At 68.4% G+C, this 16,384-nt stretch carries 14 protein-coding genes; 9 read left to right on the forward strand and 5 right to left on the reverse strand.

Annotated features, from left to right (window positions below):
- Window positions 1–7 precede the first annotated feature (7 nt).
- The 6 genes from G432_RS10430 to G432_RS10455 all read left to right on the forward strand — a co-directional run bounded on the left by G432_RS10430 (window position 8) and on the right by G432_RS10455 (window position 6,445).
- Window positions 8–895, forward strand: coding sequence for an ABC transporter permease (locus G432_RS10430; protein ID WP_015458784.1), 888 nt, complete (start codon window positions 8–10; stop codon window positions 893–895).
- The gene (locus tag G432_RS10435) at window positions 892–1,731 is read left to right on the forward strand and encodes an ABC transporter permease (RefSeq protein ID WP_015458785.1); all 840 of its coding nucleotides are present in this window, start codon (window positions 892–894) and stop codon (window positions 1,729–1,731) included. The genes G432_RS10430 and G432_RS10435 overlap by 4 nt, the downstream gene beginning before the upstream one ends.
- The gene (locus G432_RS10440) at window positions 1,731–2,855 is read left to right on the forward strand and encodes an ABC transporter ATP-binding protein (protein WP_015458786.1); all 1,125 of its coding nucleotides are present in this window, start codon (window positions 1,731–1,733) and stop codon (window positions 2,853–2,855) included. Before G432_RS10435 ends, G432_RS10440 begins: the two co-directional genes overlap by 1 nt.
- 70 nt (window positions 2,856–2,925) lie before the next feature.
- Window positions 2,926–3,693 (forward strand): gamma-glutamyl-gamma-aminobutyrate hydrolase family protein, encoded by a 768-nt coding sequence (locus G432_RS10445; RefSeq protein WP_015458787.1) that lies wholly within the window; start codon window positions 2,926–2,928, stop codon window positions 3,691–3,693.
- 2 nt (window positions 3,694–3,695) lie between these two features.
- A complete protein-coding gene (locus G432_RS10450; RefSeq protein WP_041864877.1) occupies window positions 3,696–5,102 on the forward strand; it encodes an aminotransferase in 1,407 nt (468 codons plus the stop codon).
- Window positions 5,099–6,445 carry a glutamine synthetase family protein gene (locus G432_RS10455; protein ID WP_015458789.1) on the forward strand — a complete coding sequence of 449 codons (1,347 nt, stop codon included), beginning with the start codon at window positions 5,099–5,101 and terminating at the stop codon, window positions 6,443–6,445. The genes G432_RS10450 and G432_RS10455 overlap by 4 nt, the downstream gene beginning before the upstream one ends.
- 209 nt (window positions 6,446–6,654) lie before the next feature.
- On the opposite strand, the gene G432_RS10460 is transcribed toward G432_RS10455, so the two are convergent.
- Entirely contained in the window at window positions 6,655–7,953 is a 1,299-nt protein-coding gene (locus G432_RS10460; RefSeq protein WP_015458790.1) for an NAD(P)/FAD-dependent oxidoreductase, read from the reverse strand.
- Between the two features lie 85 nt (window positions 7,954–8,038).
- Between G432_RS10460 and G432_RS10465 the strand changes: the two genes are divergently transcribed.
- The gene (locus tag G432_RS10465) at window positions 8,039–9,130 is read left to right on the forward strand and encodes an ABC transporter substrate-binding protein (RefSeq protein WP_015458791.1); all 1,092 of its coding nucleotides are present in this window, start codon (window positions 8,039–8,041) and stop codon (window positions 9,128–9,130) included.
- A 168-nt stretch (window positions 9,131–9,298) separates the two neighbouring features.
- Here G432_RS10465 and G432_RS10470 read toward each other — a convergent pair whose 3' ends face one another.
- A complete protein-coding gene (locus G432_RS10470) occupies window positions 9,299–9,955 on the reverse strand; it encodes a DUF4893 domain-containing protein (protein ID WP_041865327.1) in 657 nt (218 codons plus the stop codon).
- 225 nt (window positions 9,956–10,180) lie between these two features.
- Here G432_RS10470 and G432_RS10475 point away from each other — a divergent pair, with 225 nt between their 5' ends.
- Window positions 10,181–11,155, forward strand: a complete 975-nt coding sequence (locus G432_RS10475; RefSeq protein WP_015458793.1) for an alpha/beta hydrolase — start codon at window positions 10,181–10,183, stop codon at window positions 11,153–11,155.
- Between the two features lie 71 nt (window positions 11,156–11,226).
- A complete protein-coding gene (locus G432_RS10480; RefSeq protein ID WP_015458794.1) occupies window positions 11,227–11,757 on the forward strand; it encodes a GNAT family N-acetyltransferase in 531 nt (176 codons plus the stop codon).
- A gap of 42 nt (window positions 11,758–11,799) precedes the next feature.
- Here G432_RS10480 and G432_RS10485 read toward each other — a convergent pair whose 3' ends face one another.
- Genes G432_RS10485 through G432_RS10495 form a run of 3 tightly spaced genes read right to left on the reverse strand, consistent with a single transcriptional unit; the run spans window position 11,800 to window position 16,345 of the window.
- The gene (locus G432_RS10485; RefSeq protein ID WP_015458795.1) at window positions 11,800–14,304 is read right to left on the reverse strand and encodes an ABC transporter permease; all 2,505 of its coding nucleotides are present in this window, start codon (window positions 14,302–14,304) and stop codon (window positions 11,800–11,802) included.
- Window positions 14,305–14,332: 28 nt separating this feature from the next.
- Window positions 14,333–15,013, reverse strand: a complete 681-nt coding sequence (locus tag G432_RS10490) for an ABC transporter ATP-binding protein (RefSeq protein WP_015458796.1) — start codon at window positions 15,011–15,013, stop codon at window positions 14,333–14,335.
- Between the two features lie 6 nt (window positions 15,014–15,019).
- Window positions 15,020–16,345: an efflux RND transporter periplasmic adaptor subunit gene (locus G432_RS10495; protein ID WP_015458797.1), complete on the reverse strand. Its 1,326-nt coding sequence runs from the start codon at window positions 16,343–16,345 to the stop codon at window positions 15,020–15,022.
- Window positions 16,346–16,384: the final 39 nt, after the last annotated feature.

Here is a 16,384-nt window from a genome sequence, read left to right on the forward strand (position 1 = left end):
GGGACGGATGGCGACGAGCGAGGAACAGGACTGGAAACGGGCGAGGGGGCCGTTCGCGGCGGTGTTCACCGCGCCGGCGCTGTGGCTGCTCGCCTTCTTCGTCGTGCCGCTGGCGATCGTCTGGGCCTACAGCTTCGGCGAGACGACGACCCCCACGACGATCGAGATCAGCGGCACCTTCCGCCATTATGTCCGCGCCTTCGATCCCGTCTATCTGGAGATATTCCTGAAATCGGCGTGGATGGCGGCGCTCACCACCGCGCTCTGCCTGGTCGTCGGCTTCCCCGTGGCGCTCGCCATCACCTTCGCGCCCGAACGGGCCAAGGCGTGGCTGCTGCTGCTCATCATGCTGCCCTTCTGGACCAACCTTCTGATCCGCACCTATGCGCTGATGGCGGTGCTCCGGCGCGAAGGCTATGTGAATGCGGGCATCGGCCGGATCGCCGAGGCGCTGGGCTGGCAGTTCGATCCGCTGCCGCTGCTCCACAACAATTTCGCGGTGGTGCTGGGGCTGGTCTACGTCAACCTGCCCTTCCTCGTGCTGCCGCTCTATGCCGCGCTCGACCGGCTGGATCGGTCGCTGCTGGAAGCCAGCCTCGATCTCGGCGCCGGGCATCTGCGCACCATCCGGGAAATCGTGGTGCCGCTGGCGATGCCGGGCATCCTTTCGGGCCTGCTCATCACCTTCATCCCGGCCCTGGGCAGCTATCTGACGCCGGACCTGCTGGGCGGGCCGGACAGCCAGATGATCGCCAACGTGATCGAACGCCAGTTCAAGCGCGCCAATGACTGGCCGTTCGGGGCGGCCCTGTCCTTCATCCTGATGTATCTCACCTTCATCCTGATCGCGGGGCAGACGGTGCTGGCCGGGCGCCGGCGGCGGAGGGAGCCGTGAGGCGGGAGGCGGCCGGGCCGCTCGATTATCTCGCCCGCTGGCCGCTCCGGCTGTGGATCGGGCTGGTGGCGCTGTTCCTCTATGCGCCGCTCGTCACGCTGATGCTGTTCAGCTTCAACGAATCGAAGCGCAACATCGTCTGGACCGGATTCACCTTCGATTGGTATTTCAAGGCGTTCCGCAATGCCGGCCTGCTGGAGGCGTTCACCAATTCGCTGGCGATCGCGGCGATCGCGACGGCGATCAGCGTGGTGCTGGGGGCGCTGGTGGCGGTGGCGTGCTGGCGCTTCCGCTTCCCGCTGAAGCCCGCGTTCGAAGGGGTGCTGGCGCTGCCGATCGTGGTGCCGGAAATCTGCATGGGCGTGGCGATGCTGGTATTCTTCGCCCGCGTCATGCCGTGGCCGGCGGGGCTGCCCTGGCCGTTCAACCTGGGCGCGATCATCATCGCCCACGTCTCCTTCTGCTTCCCCTTCGTCGCGGTGATCGTCCGCGCGCGGCTGGCCTCGTTCAACCGCGAGCTGGAGGAAGCGGCCAAGGACCTGGGGGCCAGCGAATGGCGCGCCTTCATCGACGTGCTGGTGCCGCACATGCGCCCGGCGCTGGTGGCGGGCGCGCTGCTGGCCTTCACGCTCAGCCTCGACGATTTCGTCATCACCTTCTTCACCGCCGGGCCGGATACGGTGACCTTCCCGGTCAAGGTCTATTCGATGGTGCGCTTCTCGGTGACGCCGGAGGTGAACGCCGCCTCGACCGTGCTGATCCTGCTGACGGTGGCGCTGACGGCGGTGGGGCTGAGGTTGCAGGGCCGCGACATGGCCCGGAGCAGGGGGATTTGATGGCGGAAAAGGCGCTGATCCGGATCGAGGGCGTCACCAAGCGCTTCGGCCAGTTCGCGGCGGTGGACGATGTGACGCTGGACATCGCCGAGGGCGAGTTCTTCGCGCTGCTCGGCCCTTCGGGCTGCGGCAAGACGACCCTGCTGCGCATGATCGCGGGGCTCGAGGTGCCGAGCGAGGGCCGCATCCTGATCGATGGCGAGGACATGGCCGGCGTGCCGCCCAATCGCCGGCCGGTGAACATGGTGTTCCAGTCCTACGCGGTGTTCCCGCATATGAGCGTGGCGGATAATGTCGCTTATGGCCTGCGCATGGAAGGCGTGCCCAAAGCGGAACGGGCCGATCGGGTGGCGGAGGCGCTGGCGCTGGTGAAGCTCGACGGGCTGGAGGCGCGCAGGCCCGATCAGCTTTCCGGCGGGCAGCGACAGCGCGTGGCGCTGGCCCGCGCGCTGGTGAAGCGGCCGCGCGTGCTGCTGCTGGACGAACCGCTTTCCGCGCTCGATGCCAAGCTGCGCGAACAGATGCGCTTCGAGCTGGCGCAGATCCAGGACGAGGTGGGCGTCACCTTCGTGATGGTGACGCACGATCAGGATGAGGCGCTGGCGCTGGCCACGCGCTGCGCCGTGATGAATCGCGGCCTGTTGCAGCAGGTGGCGACGCCCGACGATCTCTACGAATATCCCGCCAGCCGCTTCGTCGCCGATTTCATCGGCAGCGTGAACCTGTTCGAGGGCGAGCTGGCCGTGGACGAGCCCGGCCACGCGATGGTCACCTGCCCCACGCTCGCCGCGCCCATCTATGTCGATCATGGCGTGACGGGCGGCACCGGCACCACCGTCTGGGCGGCGATCCGGCCCGAGAAGATCGAGATGCTCCACCGCCCCGAAGGCGGGCTGCCGCCCACCGTGGCGGGGGTGCCGGCGGGCAGCAACGTGGTGGCCGGCATCATCCGCCACATCGCCTATCTCGGCAGCGAGACGGTGTATGAGGTGGATGCGGAAGGCGGCGCGCGGGTCAAGGTGCTGCGGCCCAATGTCGCGCGCTACGAGGAACGCGGTTTCGACTGGGACGAGCCGGTCTGGCTCGCCTGGCATCCGCGGTCGCCGGCGGTGCTGCTGTCATGAGCCGCCGCCCGCGAACGGAGGAGGCGACGATGCCGGGCCCGGTTCGGGGGGATGACATGAAGGGGCCGGCATGGCCGCCCGCCCGCTGATCGGCATCACCGCCTGCAACCGCCCCTTCGGCGAGGAGGCGGCGCAGGTGGTGATCGATCGCTACATGGAAGCGGCGGTGCGCCACGCCGATGCCGCCGCCCTGCTGATCCCCGCCCGGCCGGATCTGATGCGCGCAGGCGAGGCGGCGGCGCGGATCGATGGCCTGCTGCTGACGGGCAGCCCGTCCAACGTGGGGCCCGCGCTTTACGGCGACGCCGACGGCAAGGGCCCATTCGATCCCGCCCGCGACGAGATGAGCCTGGCGCTGATCGCGGCGATGATCGACCTCGGCAAGCCGGTGTTCGGCATCTGCCGCGGCTTTCAGGAGATCAACGTCGCGTTCGGCGGCACCCTGGACCGGGGGCTGGGCGATCCGGGCCGCCCGCTGGTCCACCATGCCCCCGATGGCGTGCCGATCGACGCGATGTTCGCGCACGGCCATGACGTCACCCTGGCGCCGGACGGCGTGCTGGCCCGCGCCCTGGGGCGCGAGGCGCTGACCGTCAACTCGGTCCATTTCCAGGGGGTGAAGCGGCTGGGCGAGGGGCTGGCGGTGGAGGCCCGCGCGCCGGACGGCGTGATCGAGGCGGTTTCCGCCGCGCCCAACGGCGCGCATATTCTGGCCGTGCAGTGGCATCCCGAATGGCAGGCCGACCGGGATGCATCCTCGCGGGGCTTCTTCGGCATCATGGGCCGCATGCTGCGCGGCGAGCCGATCGGGGGCGATCGCCTGAAGGAGGGCGCGTGACCATGCGCAACCACGACATAACCGAGCTGCGCCGGCAGGACGTGGCCCATCACCTGCCGGCCCAGGCCAATTACAGGCTGATCGCCGACATGGGCGGCAGCCGCATCATCACCCGCGCGGAAGGATCGACCATCTGGGACGGCGACGGCAACGCCATCCTCGACGGCATGGCCGGGCTGTGGTGCGTCGACGTGGGCTATGGCCGCAAGGAACTGGCCGAGGTCGCCTATGAGCAGATGCTGGAGCTGCCTTACTACAACAGCTTCTTCCGCACGGCGACGGTGCCCGCGATCGCGCTGGCCGCGAAGGTGGCGGGGCTGCTGGGCGGGGAATTGCAGCACATCTTCTTCAACTCCTCCGGCTCCGAGGCCAATGACACGGTGTTCCGGCTGGTCCGCCATTATTGGACGCTGAAGGGCCGGCCCGAACGGCGCATCTTCATCAGCCGCCACAATGCCTATCACGGATCGACGGTGGCGGGCGCGAGCCTGGGGGGCATGGCGGCGATGCACGCGCAGGGCGGGCTGCCCATTCCGGGCATCGAGCATGTGATGCAGCCTTATGCCTTCAACGAGGGCTTCGGCGAGGAAGCGGAGGCCTTCGCCGCGCGGGCGGCCGACGCTGTCGAGGCGCGCATCCTGGCGGTGGGGCCGGACAATGTCGCGGCCTTCATCGGCGAGCCTGTGCAGGGCGCGGGCGGCGTGATCGTGCCGCCGCCCGGCTATTGGCCGCGCGTCGAGGCGATCTGCCGCAAATATGGCATATTGCTGGTGTCGGACGAGGTGATCTGCGGCTTCGGCCGCCTGGGCCGCTGGTTCGGCTTCCAGCATTTCGGCTACACCCCGGATATCGTCGCGATGGCGAAGGGCCTGTCGTCCGGCTACCTGCCGATATCGGCGACGGCGGTGAGCCGCGAGATCGTCGAGACCCTGCGCGCGAGCGATCGGGATTTCGTCCATGGCTACACCTATTCGGGCCATCCGGTCTCGGCCGCCGTGGCGCTCCGCAACCTCGAGATCATCGAGCGGGAGAAGCTGGTCGATCGCGTGGCGCACGATATCGGCCCCCATTTCGCCCGCGCCGTCGCCAGCCTCGACGATCATCCGCTGGTGGGCGAGACGCGGACCTGCGGGCTGCTGGGCGCGATCGAGATCGTGGCGGAGAAAGGCACCAACCGGCGCTTCGGCGGGGCAGAGGGCGCGGCCGGCCCGGTGGTGCGCGATGCCTGCATCGCCGGCGGGCTGATGGTCCGCGCGATCCGCGATTCGATCGTGATGTGTCCGCCCTTCGTCATCACGCATGCGGAGGTGGACCGGATGGTCGCCATCATCCGCGCCGCGCTGGACGAGGCCGCGCCCGCGCTGGCGGCGCTGGAGACGGCGGCGGAAAAGCAGGAGGGCGGGCGATGAGAAGCTTCCGCGAATGGATCGCCGCCAACGGCATCAGCGAGGTGGAATGCCTCGTCCCCGACATGAACGGGGTGATCCGCGGCAAGGTGTGGCCGGCGCAGAAATTCCTGCAATCGGTGCACAACGGGTCGCTCAGGATGCCCAGCAGCATCTTCAACGTCACCGTCACCGGCGAATATGCCGACGAGCCTTCGGAGGCGGCGAGCTACAGCGATCCGGACGTGTCGCTCCACCCCGATCCCGCCTCGCTCTGCGTGGCGCCGGGGTTCAAGACGCCGACCGCCTTCGTCTTCGCCGATGCGCATCACAAGAATGGCGATCCCTACGAGATCGCGCCGCGCCATGTGCTGAAGAAGGTGCTGGCTTATTATGAGGCGATGAGCTGGGAGGTGGTGGTCGCCCCCGAGCTGGAATTCTACCTCACCAAGGTCAACACCGATCCCGATCTGCCGCTGGAGCCGCCGGCCGGGCGGTCGGGCCGGGCGGAAACCGCGCCGCAACCCTATGGGCTGGAGGCCGTGACCGAATATGAGGACCTGATCGAGGACATCTACGAGCAGGCGGAGGCCGCCTCGCTCCACCTCGATACCATGATCCACGAGGCCGGGACCGCCCAGCTCGAAATCAACTTCAACCATGGCGAGCCCATCCACCTGTGCGATCAGGTGCTGGTGTTCAAGCGCATCGTCCGCCAGGTGGCGCTGAAGCACGGCGTCTACGCCACCTTCATGGCCAAACCGATGGAGCATCAGCCGGGCAGCGCCATGCACCTCCACATTTCCGCCAGGGATCGGCTGACCGGGCAGAATCTGTTCGGCGAGGGGCCGGACGGTCTGTCGGAGACGTTCCGCCACTTCGTCGGCGGGCTGCAGCGCTATCTGCCCGAATGCGCGCCGCTGTTCGCGCCCAACATCAACAGCTTCCGCCGGATGCGGCCGGGCCATGCCGCGCCGATCAACCTGCAATGGGGCTATGACAACCGCAGTTGCGGGCTGCGCGTGCCGATCACCGATCTTCCCAATACCCGGATCGAGAACCGCACGCCGGGCGCGGACGCCAACCCCTATCTGGCGCTCGCCGCCTCGCTGGTCTGCGGCTATATCGGCGTGCGTGACCGGATCGCGCCCGCGCCGATGGTGGAAGGCAATGCCTATCTCCACCTGCGCACCCTGCCGCGCAACCTGGACGAGGCGCTGGACCGCTTCACCGAATGCCCCGAGGTGATCGAGCTGCTGGGCGAGAGCTTCGTCCGCGCCTTCCTGCTCATCAAGGCGGACGAGCTCAACGCCTATCAGGGGGTGATCAGCAGCTGGGAACGCGATCACCTGCTGCTGAAGGTCTAGGCGGCGGAACACCCGACCCGTCCTTCCTGCGCAGGCGAGAATCCATTGTGTCGGGAGCCATCGACTCCATCGCGCCGGCCGTGCCCATGGATTCCCGCCTTCGCGGGAATGACGAGGGGACGGATCGACGCGAGAAAGCCGTCACCCGGACCAAGCCCGGAGGGCCATCGTGCGACCGGTTGGAGGAATGGCCGCCCAAACCAGCCCCCTCAAAGCCGGTCGCGCAGCGCCGCCAGCGACATCGCCGCCGCCAGGATCGGCCAGCGCAGCCATCGCCCGCCGGGAAAGGCCGGCACCGGCAGGCGGGCGAGGCGGTCGAAATCCGGGCTGCCGCCAAGCATCGCCTCCGCCACCAGCCGCCCGAAATAGGGCGCCAGCACCACCCCCAGGCCGGAATAGCCGCCGATCGCGATCAGGCCGGGCGCAACCTCCCGCAACAGGGGCAGGCGGTTGGGGGTGACGGCCAGCGTGCCGCCCCAGCCATGGTCTAGCGCGACATCGGCGAGCTGGGGGAAGATGCGCAGCACGTGCGGGCGGACGAAGGCGCGGATATCGGCGGGAAAGCGCCAGCCATAGGTCTCGCCGCCGCCGAGCAGCAGGCGATGGTCGGGGGTCAGCCGGAAATAATAGACGACGAAGCGCGAATCGGAGACGGCGACATTGTCGCGGATCAGCGATCGCGCGCGGCCGGCGCCCAGCGGCTCGGTGACGGCGATATAATTGTTGATCGGCATCACCCGCGCCTCCGCCGGGCGCGACAGGCCGTGGAGATAGCCGTTGCCGGCCAGGATCACGCGATCGGCGGATATCGCGCCGCGCGGCGTTTCCACCCGCCAGCCGCCGCCGGCGCGGGCAAGGGCGGTGGCGCGGGTTCCTTCGTGTAGCCGGGCGCCGGCGGCCATGGCGGCGCGGGCGAGGCCGATCGCGAGGTTCAGCGGGTGGAGATGGCCGCCGCGCCGGTCGATCATCCCGCCATGATAGCCGCGCGCGCCGATCATCCCGGCAAGGGCGGGGCCGTCGACATAATCGACATGCGGATAATCATATCGGTTGCGGAGGTGCTCCACCGTCGCCCGGCTGTGGGCAAGGTCGCGGCGGCGATGATCCACGTGGAGCAGGCCGGGGGTGAAATCGCAGGCGATGCCATGGCCGGCGATCAGCCGGTCGAGATCGGCGCGGGCGTCCAGCGCGATCCGCCAGAGGTGGAGCGCATCCTCCGCGCCCAGCACCTTCTCCAGCCAGAAAGGGTCGCGGCGCTGGCCGACATGCGCCTGCCCGCCATTGCGGCCGGATGCCCCCCAGCCGATCCGCGCCTGATCGATCAGGCGGACGTCGGCGCCCGCCTCCGCCAGCCGCAATGCCGCGCCGATCCCGGTATAGCCCGCGCCGACGATGCAGACGTCGCAGCGGGCATCGCCTTCCAGCGGCGGCGCAAAGGGCGGATCGGCGGCGGTCGCGGCATACCAGGAAGGCGGCCAGCGGGTCGGGTCTTCGTCAGTGCCGCGCATGCCGGGCGTCCCATGCTGCATTGCGGCGTTGACGGCCGCGCGCCGTGATCCTAGCTTCCCGCCCACATAGCAGAAGGGGGCTTTGATGACCGACCTGCCGACGATCGTGCCGCCCTCCCGCCGGGGGTTTCTCGCGGGGCTTGGCATCGCCGCGGTGGGATTGAGCTTCGCCCCGCTTGCCGGCTGCGGCAAGGGCGGCGATGGCGGGGCCAAGGCCAGGACGCTCAATTTCTACAATTGGGATACCTATATCGGCGAAACGACGCTGGCCGATTTCAAGGCGGCCAGCGGCGTCGACGTCAATATGAGCCTGTTCGCCACCAATGACGAGCTGTTCGCCAAGCTGCGCGGCGGCAATCAGGGCTATGACGTGATCGTGCCGACCAACGATTTCGTCCAGCGGATGATCGCGGCGAACATGCTGGAGCCGCTCGATCACGCCAAGATCCCCAATTTCAGGAATGTCGATCCCGAATTCCAGGATGCGGTGTTCGATCCCGGCCGCAAATATTCCATGCCCTATACGTGGCTGGTGATGGGCATCGGCTATCGCAAGTCGAAGGTGGATGGCGTTCCGGACAGCTGGAAATGGATGTTCGATTCCGATCGCTACAAGGGCCGGATCTCGCTGGTGTCCGAAGCCGGCGATCTGGTGCGGCTGGCGATGAAATATCTCGGCAAGCCGATGAACACGAGCGACGACGCCACGCTGAAGCAGGTGGAGGCGCTGCTCATCAAGCAGAAGCCCAATGTCGCCGTCTATCACGAGGATAACGGCCAGGATCTGCTGCTGGCCGGCGATGTCGATCTCGTCATCGAATTCAACGGCGACATCGCCCAGGTGATGCGCGAGGACAAGGATATCGATTTCGTCGTGCCCAGGGAGGGCAGCCAGATCTCCTCGGATTGCCTCGCCATCCCCAAGGGCGCGCCCAATCCCGATCTCGCGCACGAATTCATCGACTATCTGCTCGATGCCAAGGCGGGTGCGGAGATCGCCCGCACCATCCAGTATCCCACCCCCAACGCGGCGGCCAAGGCGCTGATGGACGAAGCTTATCGCGACAATAAGGTGATCTTCCCGCCGGACCTCAAGAACAGCGAATATGCCGAATATACGAGCGAGGAACTGTCGCGGAAATATGAGGAAATCGTAACCCGCGTCCGCGCGGCATAAGGTCGCTTCCCCGGACCCTCATACTTCCCACGTTCGTCCTTCCCGCGAAGGCGGGACTCCATTGTGCCGGAACCTGTCGGCTCAATCGGGCCGACCGTGTCCGCCGATTAGCTGCGCTGGCCCATGCCTCCCGCCCGTGCGGAAGACAGCGCTCCCCGCATTCTCAGCTTACCGCGCTGTCCCCGCCGGCGGCGGCACGTCCGGCACCAGCTCCAGCACGTCCAGCCCCGCCGCGCCGCGCGGGAGGACGAGCCGCCACTGGAAATCGGCCACGCGCTCGACCACGCCCACCGTGTCGGCCTCCGCCTTGTCGCCATAGGCCGGCGGCGCCGGCTCCGCGTCGAAGGCGGTGGCGCCGATGAACACCATGCGGCGGTCGCCGTCGGGCCAGAGCCGGCCGGCCGGCCGGTCGCTGCCATCGGCCTTGGACAGCGTGGTGAGGTCGCCGTCGTCGCCGACGAAGCAGAACCAGGACTGGTAGGCCTGGAAGCCGCCGGGACGATCGGGGGCGAAGCGCAGGGTGCGGCAGCGGTAGCGGCCGGTGGGCGGCATCGGCCGGACGAGCGCGGCGCCGGGTTCCAGCAGCGCGCCGAAGCTTGCGACCAGCGCCTGGCGGCTCTTGCCCAGGCCCGCGCGGGCGGCCACCCAGCGATCGGGCAGGCCGTCGATCAGCCCGGCATGTTCGGGGCGGGCGATGGCGCGCCATTGCACCGGAATGGCCGGCGGCGGCGCTTCCGCGGCTGTCGCCGGCGGCGGCGCGGGGGCTGCGCAGGCGGAGAGGCAATACAGCCCGATACCAAGCAGGCACAGGATCCTCGACGTCATGAAACGCTCCGCCGCGATCTTCCAGCCCATCGGATTGCCGCCAAATGGTTAACAATTCCCTAATAACCGGCTCCCGCGGCGGCAGTTGCGCCAGGATCGTGCAATATTTTCCGAAGAAGACGGAATTGGCAGGAGCGGCCATCCACTGCCGGCGCCCGCGCGACAGCATTGGCGGCGCGCGATAGCCTCGGCCCCACAGGACAAGACCGGGAGGAGAGGGCGGCCATGGCCCAATGGATGCATCGCCACGCGCGGGTGAACGGGATCGCCATGCATTATGTGGAGCAGGGGGAGGGGCCGCTCGTCATCCTCGCCCACGGCTTCCCGCACCTCTGGTATAGCTGGCGCCACCAGATCCCCGCGATCGCGGCCGCCGGCTGGCGGGTGGTGGCGCCCGACATGCGCGGCATGGGGCAGACGGAGGCGCCCGCCGATCCCGCGCTCTACGATTGCGATCATACGGTGGGCGACCTGATTGGCCTGCTCGATCATCTGGGCGAGGAGCAGGCGGTGTTCGCCGGTCTCGATTTCGGGGTGTTCGCGGTCTACGACCTCGCCGTCCGCCATCCCGATCGCGTGGCCGGGATCATCGGCCTGCAGAATCCCCACACCCCGCATCTGCCGCACCTCTCCCCGCTGGCCGAGGCGGCGGAGATGGCGGAGCGCCATTTCTCGCACATCCATTATTTCGTCGATCGGCCCGGCGTGGCCGATGCCGCGCTCGATGCCGATCCGCGCGATTTCCTGGGCGCGGTCTTCTGGGGGCTGAGCGGCGCGCACCATCTGCTGGACATGTGGAACCACCCGCCCGGCACCGCCTATCGCGCGGCGCTGCCCGATCCGCCGCCCTTGCCGTGGGGCTGGCTGAGCGAGGAGGAAATGGAATATTATGTGTCCGAATATAGCCGCTCGGGCTTTACCGGCGGGCTGAACTGGTATCGCGCTATGGACCATCGCTGGCGGCAGCGCCGCGCCTATGAAGGCCGGCGGACCGAGGCGCCCTTCTACTTCATCGGCACCGAGCAGGACGTGGACCTGGAGGGCTTCCACGGCGACGATCCGCTGGGCGCGATCGGCCGCCACCATGCCGATGTCCGCGCGGTGGAGATGATCCCCGGCGCCGCCGGCCACCTCGTCCAGATGGAATGCCCGGAGGCGGTGAACCGGCTGATGCTCCGCTTCCTGGCCGAGCTGCGCTGACGGCGGGGCTTCCCGTCGCGGCGGAAGCGGGCGATAGTCCCGCCGGAGACAGGATCGGGCGGGGAGAGCGGATGGACTGGACCATAAGGCAGGCTTCGGCCGGGGATGCTGATCGCCTCGCCCTGATCGGCGCCGCGACCTTTCTCGAAACCTTCGCCGGCGTGCTGGACGGCACGGCGATCGTGGCCCATTGCCAGCGCGAGCACGGCCCCGATGCCTATCGGCGCCATCTGGCGGCGGGATGCCATGCCTGGCTGGCCGAGGCGAAGCCGGGCGGCGCGCCGGTGGGCTTCGCCCTCGCCGGCGCCGCCAACCTTCCGGGCGGCGCGGCCGACGGCAGCGATATCGAGCTGAAGCGCATCTACGCCCTGTCGCGCTTCCACGGTTCCGGCATCGGCGCGGCGCTGATGCGCCAGGCGGTGGATCATGCGGCCGGGCTGGGGGCGCGGCGGCTGTTGCTCGGCGTCTATGCCGGCAATGCCCGCGCGCGGGCCTTCTATGCGAAAAGCGGCTTCACGCAGATCGCCGACCGGCGCTTCCGGGTCGGCGATCGCGAATATGACGATGTCGTGCTGGCCCGGCCGGTGGAACCGGGGCGCTGACGGGGGCGGCCGGGCCTCCCGCCGCGCCCGCGCCCCGGCCCGTCATTCGTATCGCAGCGCGTGCACCGGGTTGGCGCGGGCGACGCGGAAGGCGTGGCTGCCGATCGTGGCGATCGCGATCAGCAGGGCCAGCAGGCCCGCCAGCAGGAAGGGCGCCGGCCCCAGCGTGATGCGGCTGTCGAACTCGTTCAGCCAGTTGCGCATCACCCACCAAGCGATCGGCCAGGCGACGAGGTTGGCGACCAGCACCGGCTTCGAGAACTGCCACACCAGCAGGCGGACGATATCGCGGGTGCGCGCGCCCAGCACCTTGCGGATGCCGATTTCCTTGGTGCGGCGTTCGGCGGTGAAGGTGGCCAGCCCGAACAGGCCGAGGCAGCCGACGATCACGGCCAGGATCGCGAAGGCGGCGAACATCTTCGCCCGCGCGGTTTCGGCCTGGTAAAGCTCGCGGACGATATCCTCGCTGAACTCGGCCTCGAACGGCACGTCCGGCGCCATCTGCTTCCACACCCGCTCGATCCGGCTGCGCACTTCGGCGGGGTTGCCGTGGTAGCGCACGTCCAGCACGTCGATCGCATTGTCGTTCCGGGTGAACATCAGCGGATCGATCGGCGTGCGCACCGAACGGAAGCGGGTATCCTCGACCACGCCGACGATGTTGACCGGGGTCAGCCCGTAATCCTCGCTCTCGACCATGGATGTGCGGACCTGCTTGCCCACCGCATCGGCCGGATCGGTGAAGCCCAGCCGGCGTGCGGCCAGCTGGTTGATCACGGCGTTGACGCCGCGCTTGGCCAGCGCCGCCTCGACCACGGGGTCGGACGGGAAGGGCACGGTGGCGTCGTCCACCGTCCGGTTGCGGTCCAGCTTGCGGCCGGCGATCAGCTTGATGCCCATCACGTCGAAGAATTCGGGATCGGCGACATAGGTGCCCAGATTCACCAGATCGGCCCGGCCCGGCACCTGGATGCCGCGGCTGCTGTTGTTGCGCGTGGCCACGCCGATGCTGGTGGCGGCCACCCCGGTCACGCCGTCTATCCGCGCGATCGCGTCGCGCAGCGGCTGCCGCATCGTATCCAGCTGGCGGCGGCCGAAATTGTCGATCTGGAGGATGCCGTCGCGATGATAGCCGGGGTCGGCCGTCTGGGCATAGACCGTCTGGGCATAGATCACGCCCGTGCAGATGATGAGGCCGATGGAGACGGCGAACTGCGCCACCACCAATATGCCGCGCAGCCGGCCGGAACCTTCCGCCTCGGATGCCGATCGATTGGCCTTGAGCACGCGGGCCGGCTGGAAGCGGGAGAGGAAGAAGGCCGGATAGAGCCCGCCGGCCAGGCCCACCAGCAGCACCAGCGCCACCACCGGCAGCAGGATGCCGCCCTGGCCGAAATAATGCAGCTTCAGATCGGCATCGAGGAAGCGGGAGAAATACGGCAGCGCGATCTCGGTCAGCGCCAGCGCCACCAGCATGGCGATGGCGGCGACGAGGATCGATTCGCCGATGAACTGGACGATCAGGTCCCGGCGGCTCGCGCCCAGCACCTTGCGCAGCGCCACCTCGCGGGCGCGCTGGCTGGCGCGGGCGGTGGCGAGGTTGGTGAAGTTGACGCAGGCCATGCCCAGGATCAGCAGCGCCACCAGCCCGAAGGTATAGACGGCGCGCCGGTCGTTGCCCGGCGACATCGATGCGCCCTGCGCCTCGCCCAGATGGATGTCGGCCAGGTTGACGATGCGCCAGTCCTGCTCGTCGCCGGCATTGTAGCGTATGCCGTTCAGGTCCTGGTCGGGGATGTTGCGCTTTTCCCAGGCCGGCAGCTGCGCCGCGATCGCCTTGGGATCGGTGCCGGGGCGCAGCGTGAAGAAGAACCAGCCCGATTGCCAGCCCCATTCCCGCATGAAATCGGGGGCATCGGAAAAGAAGCTCGGAAAGTCGATCCGCCCGACGATCGACAGGCGGAAGCTGCTGTTCTTCGGCACGTCCTTGATGACGCCGGTGATGCGGTAATCGGTGGCGCGGCCGCGGCTCACCATCGTCAGCGTGCGGCCCATCACGTCGGTGGTGCCGAACTGGCGGACCGCTTCCTTCTCGGTGATCACCGCCGCTCCGGCCTCGGCCAGCGCGGTGGCGGGATTGCCCTTGACGAAGGGGAAGCGGACGACGTCGAAGAACGGCCCGTCCACCAGGATCACGTCCTCGCCCATCGATGACTGGCCGTCCTTCAGGATCACCGGCGATCCCGACAGCGCGAACACCGTCTTGTCGACCTGCGGGAAATCCTTCTTCAGCCGCTCGCCCGCGACATAGGCGGTCATCTGGATGTTGAACTTCTGCCCCGTCTGCTTGGATGTGTAGAAGGACTGGAGCTCATATGTATCCTCCACGCCCGGCAGGAAGCGGTCGTAGCTCAGCTCGTAGCGGACGAAGAGCAGGATCATCAGGCAGGCGGCCATGCCGATGGCCAGCCCCAATATGTTGATCAGCGCATAGGCCCGGTTCTTGGCGAGCGAGCGGATGCCGACGGTAAGATAGTTGCGCCACATGGCCGGGCTTCCTTCCTTGGGCGTGGGCTCAGGCCGCGCGGCGGCGTTCGACGAGGACGCGCCCGTCCAGCATGTTGACGACGCGGCTCGCATAATCGGCGTGCGCGGGCGAATGGGTGACCATCACGATGGTGGTGCCGTCGCGGTTCAGCGCCTGCAGCATGTGCATCACCTCCTCGCCATGCTGGGTGTCGAGGTTGCCGGTGGGCTCGTCCGCCAGCACCAGCGCCGGCTTGCCCACCACCGCGCGGGCCACGGCCACGCGCTGCTGCTGGCCGCCGGAAAGCTGGCTGGGGCGGTGGTCGGCGCGATGCGCGATGCCCACGCGGTCCATCACCTGCTCCACCCGCTTGCGCCGCTCGGCCGCCGGGATGCCGTGATAGAGGAGGGCAAGCTCCACATTCTCGCGCACGCTCAGCTCGTCCACCAGGTTGAAGCTCTGGAAGATGAAGCCGATGTGGCGCTTGCGGATGTCGGCCAGCTTGGGCTCGGGCAGCCCCGCCACCTCGGTGTCGCGGAACTTGTAGGAACCCCCCGTCGGGCTGTCGAGCAGGCCGAGGATGTTGAGCAGCGTCGATTTGCCGCAGCCCGAAGGCCCCATGATGGCGAGGAATTCGCCCTCCAATATATCGAGGTCGATCGCGTCGAGCGCGGTCGTCTCCACGGTATCGGTGCGATAGGCGCGGGAAAGGTTGCGCAGGCTGAGCATGGGCTTTCAGTCCTTGTCCGAGAGGTCGAGCCGGGCCTTGTCCGTCAGGCCGGTATAGGGGGAGGTGACGATGCGTTCGCCGGGTTCCAGCCCGTCGAGCACCTCGATGAAATCGCTGTTGCGGCGGCCCAGGCGGACGCTGCGCTTCTCCGCGCTGCGGCCGTCGGGGGACACCACGAACACCCAGGCGCCGCCGGTGTCGTTGTAGAAGGCGCCGTTGGGGATGATGCGGGCGGGCGCGGGATCGCTCAGCGTCAGCTTCGCCTGCAGGCCCTGGCCGCGCTGGATGCCGGCGGGCTCGGGGCCCACGAACTGCAGGTCCACCTCGAACTGGCCGTCGCGCACCTGCGGATAGATCTTGGCGACCTTCAGCCGATAGGGCTTGCCGCCATGGTCCAGCACCGCCGTCTGGCCGGGCTGGATGCGGCCCAGATAGAATTCGTCGACGCCGGCGACCAGCTTGTTGCGGCCGGGGCTGTCGATCTGGCCGAGCCGCTCGCCCTGCTTCATCGACTGGCCGACCTGGATCGAAAAGGCGGTGAGCTGGCCCGAAACCGGCGCCCGCAGGTTGAGCGCATCGAGATTGGCGTTGGCGATGGCGAGGCTGGTCTGCAGCGATTCGGCCGATCGGCGGAGCTGGGCGAGCTGCTGGGATTGCAGCCGCTCGTCGGTGGCCTGCGCCACGCGCAGCACCTTCGCCCGGCGCTGCTGGAAATTATAGTCCTCGGCGGTGTCGGCGAAGGTCTTCTTGGCGACCCAGCCTTTCTCGACCAGCGCGGCCTCGCGCTCATATTGGCGGTGGGCCTTGGCGGCGGCGGCATCCGATTCGATGATGGCGCGCTGGTTGTCCAGCCGGTTGCGCTCCAGCGCCAGCTCCTGGCTGCGCATGTTGTTGAGCTGCTCGGTCACTTCCGTCTGCCGCGCCAGCACCGAAAGCTGGAGGTCGGCATTGGAAAGCACGGCGAGAAGCTGGCCCTGGACGACGGTGGCGCCGTCCTCCACCAGCACCTTCTCCACCCGGCCGCCCTCCACCGCATCCAGATAGACGGTGACGAGCGGGGTGACGCGGGCGCGCAGCGGCAGGAAATCCTCGAACACGCCCTGCCGCACCTCGCCGATGGCGACGTGCGATGCGGCCACCGTCTGGCTGCTGCCCGAAGGCGCCAGCCACCAGGCGCCGGCCAGCACCACGGCCCCGGCCGCGGCGCAGAGGCCGATCTTGATCCGCGCCGGCAGGCGCTTGCGCTCGACGATGCGGTCCATCGCGCCGCCCGAAGGCGGGGTGGCGGCGGTGTCGCCGGCATCGCTGGATTTGAGGGTTACGACAGGCATGGCCTCCGGCGTCGCAAGCTTCGTGCCAGCATCGCGATC

Source organism: Sphingomonas sp. MM-1 (assembly GCF_000347675.2).
In the GTDB taxonomy this organism is placed as follows: Bacteria; Pseudomonadota; Alphaproteobacteria; order Sphingomonadales; family Sphingomonadaceae; genus Sphingomonas_E; species Sphingomonas_E fennica.

Excerpts from the sequence above, each read along its gene's own strand:
- G432_RS10430 (WP_015458784.1), top strand. The coding sequence starts at position 8 with ATGGCGACGAGCGAGGAACAGGACTGGAAACGGGCGAGGGGGCCGTTC.
- G432_RS10440 (WP_015458786.1), top strand. The coding sequence starts at position 1,731 with ATGGCGGAAAAGGCGCTGATCCGGATCGAGGGCGTCACCAAGCGCTTC.
- G432_RS10445 (WP_015458787.1), top strand. The coding sequence starts at position 2,926 with ATGGCCGCCCGCCCGCTGATCGGCATCACCGCCTGCAACCGCCCCTTC.
- G432_RS10450 (WP_041864877.1), top strand. The coding sequence starts at position 3,696 with ATGCGCAACCACGACATAACCGAGCTGCGCCGGCAGGACGTGGCCCAT.
- G432_RS10455 (WP_015458789.1), top strand. The coding sequence starts at position 5,099 with ATGAGAAGCTTCCGCGAATGGATCGCCGCCAACGGCATCAGCGAGGTG.
- G432_RS10460 (WP_015458790.1), bottom strand. The coding sequence starts at position 7,953 with ATGCGCGGCACTGACGAAGACCCGACCCGCTGGCCGCCTTCCTGGTAT.
- G432_RS10465 (WP_015458791.1), top strand. The coding sequence starts at position 8,039 with ATGACCGACCTGCCGACGATCGTGCCGCCCTCCCGCCGGGGGTTTCTC.
- G432_RS10470 (WP_041865327.1), bottom strand. The coding sequence starts at position 9,955 with ATGACGTCGAGGATCCTGTGCCTGCTTGGTATCGGGCTGTATTGCCTC.
- G432_RS10475 (WP_015458793.1), top strand. The coding sequence starts at position 10,181 with ATGGCCCAATGGATGCATCGCCACGCGCGGGTGAACGGGATCGCCATG.
- G432_RS10480 (WP_015458794.1), top strand. The coding sequence starts at position 11,227 with ATGGACTGGACCATAAGGCAGGCTTCGGCCGGGGATGCTGATCGCCTC.
- G432_RS10485 (WP_015458795.1), bottom strand. The coding sequence starts at position 14,304 with ATGTGGCGCAACTATCTTACCGTCGGCATCCGCTCGCTCGCCAAGAAC.
- G432_RS10490 (WP_015458796.1), bottom strand. The coding sequence starts at position 15,013 with ATGCTCAGCCTGCGCAACCTTTCCCGCGCCTATCGCACCGATACCGTG.
- G432_RS10495 (WP_015458797.1), bottom strand. The coding sequence starts at position 16,345 with ATGCCTGTCGTAACCCTCAAATCCAGCGATGCCGGCGACACCGCCGCC.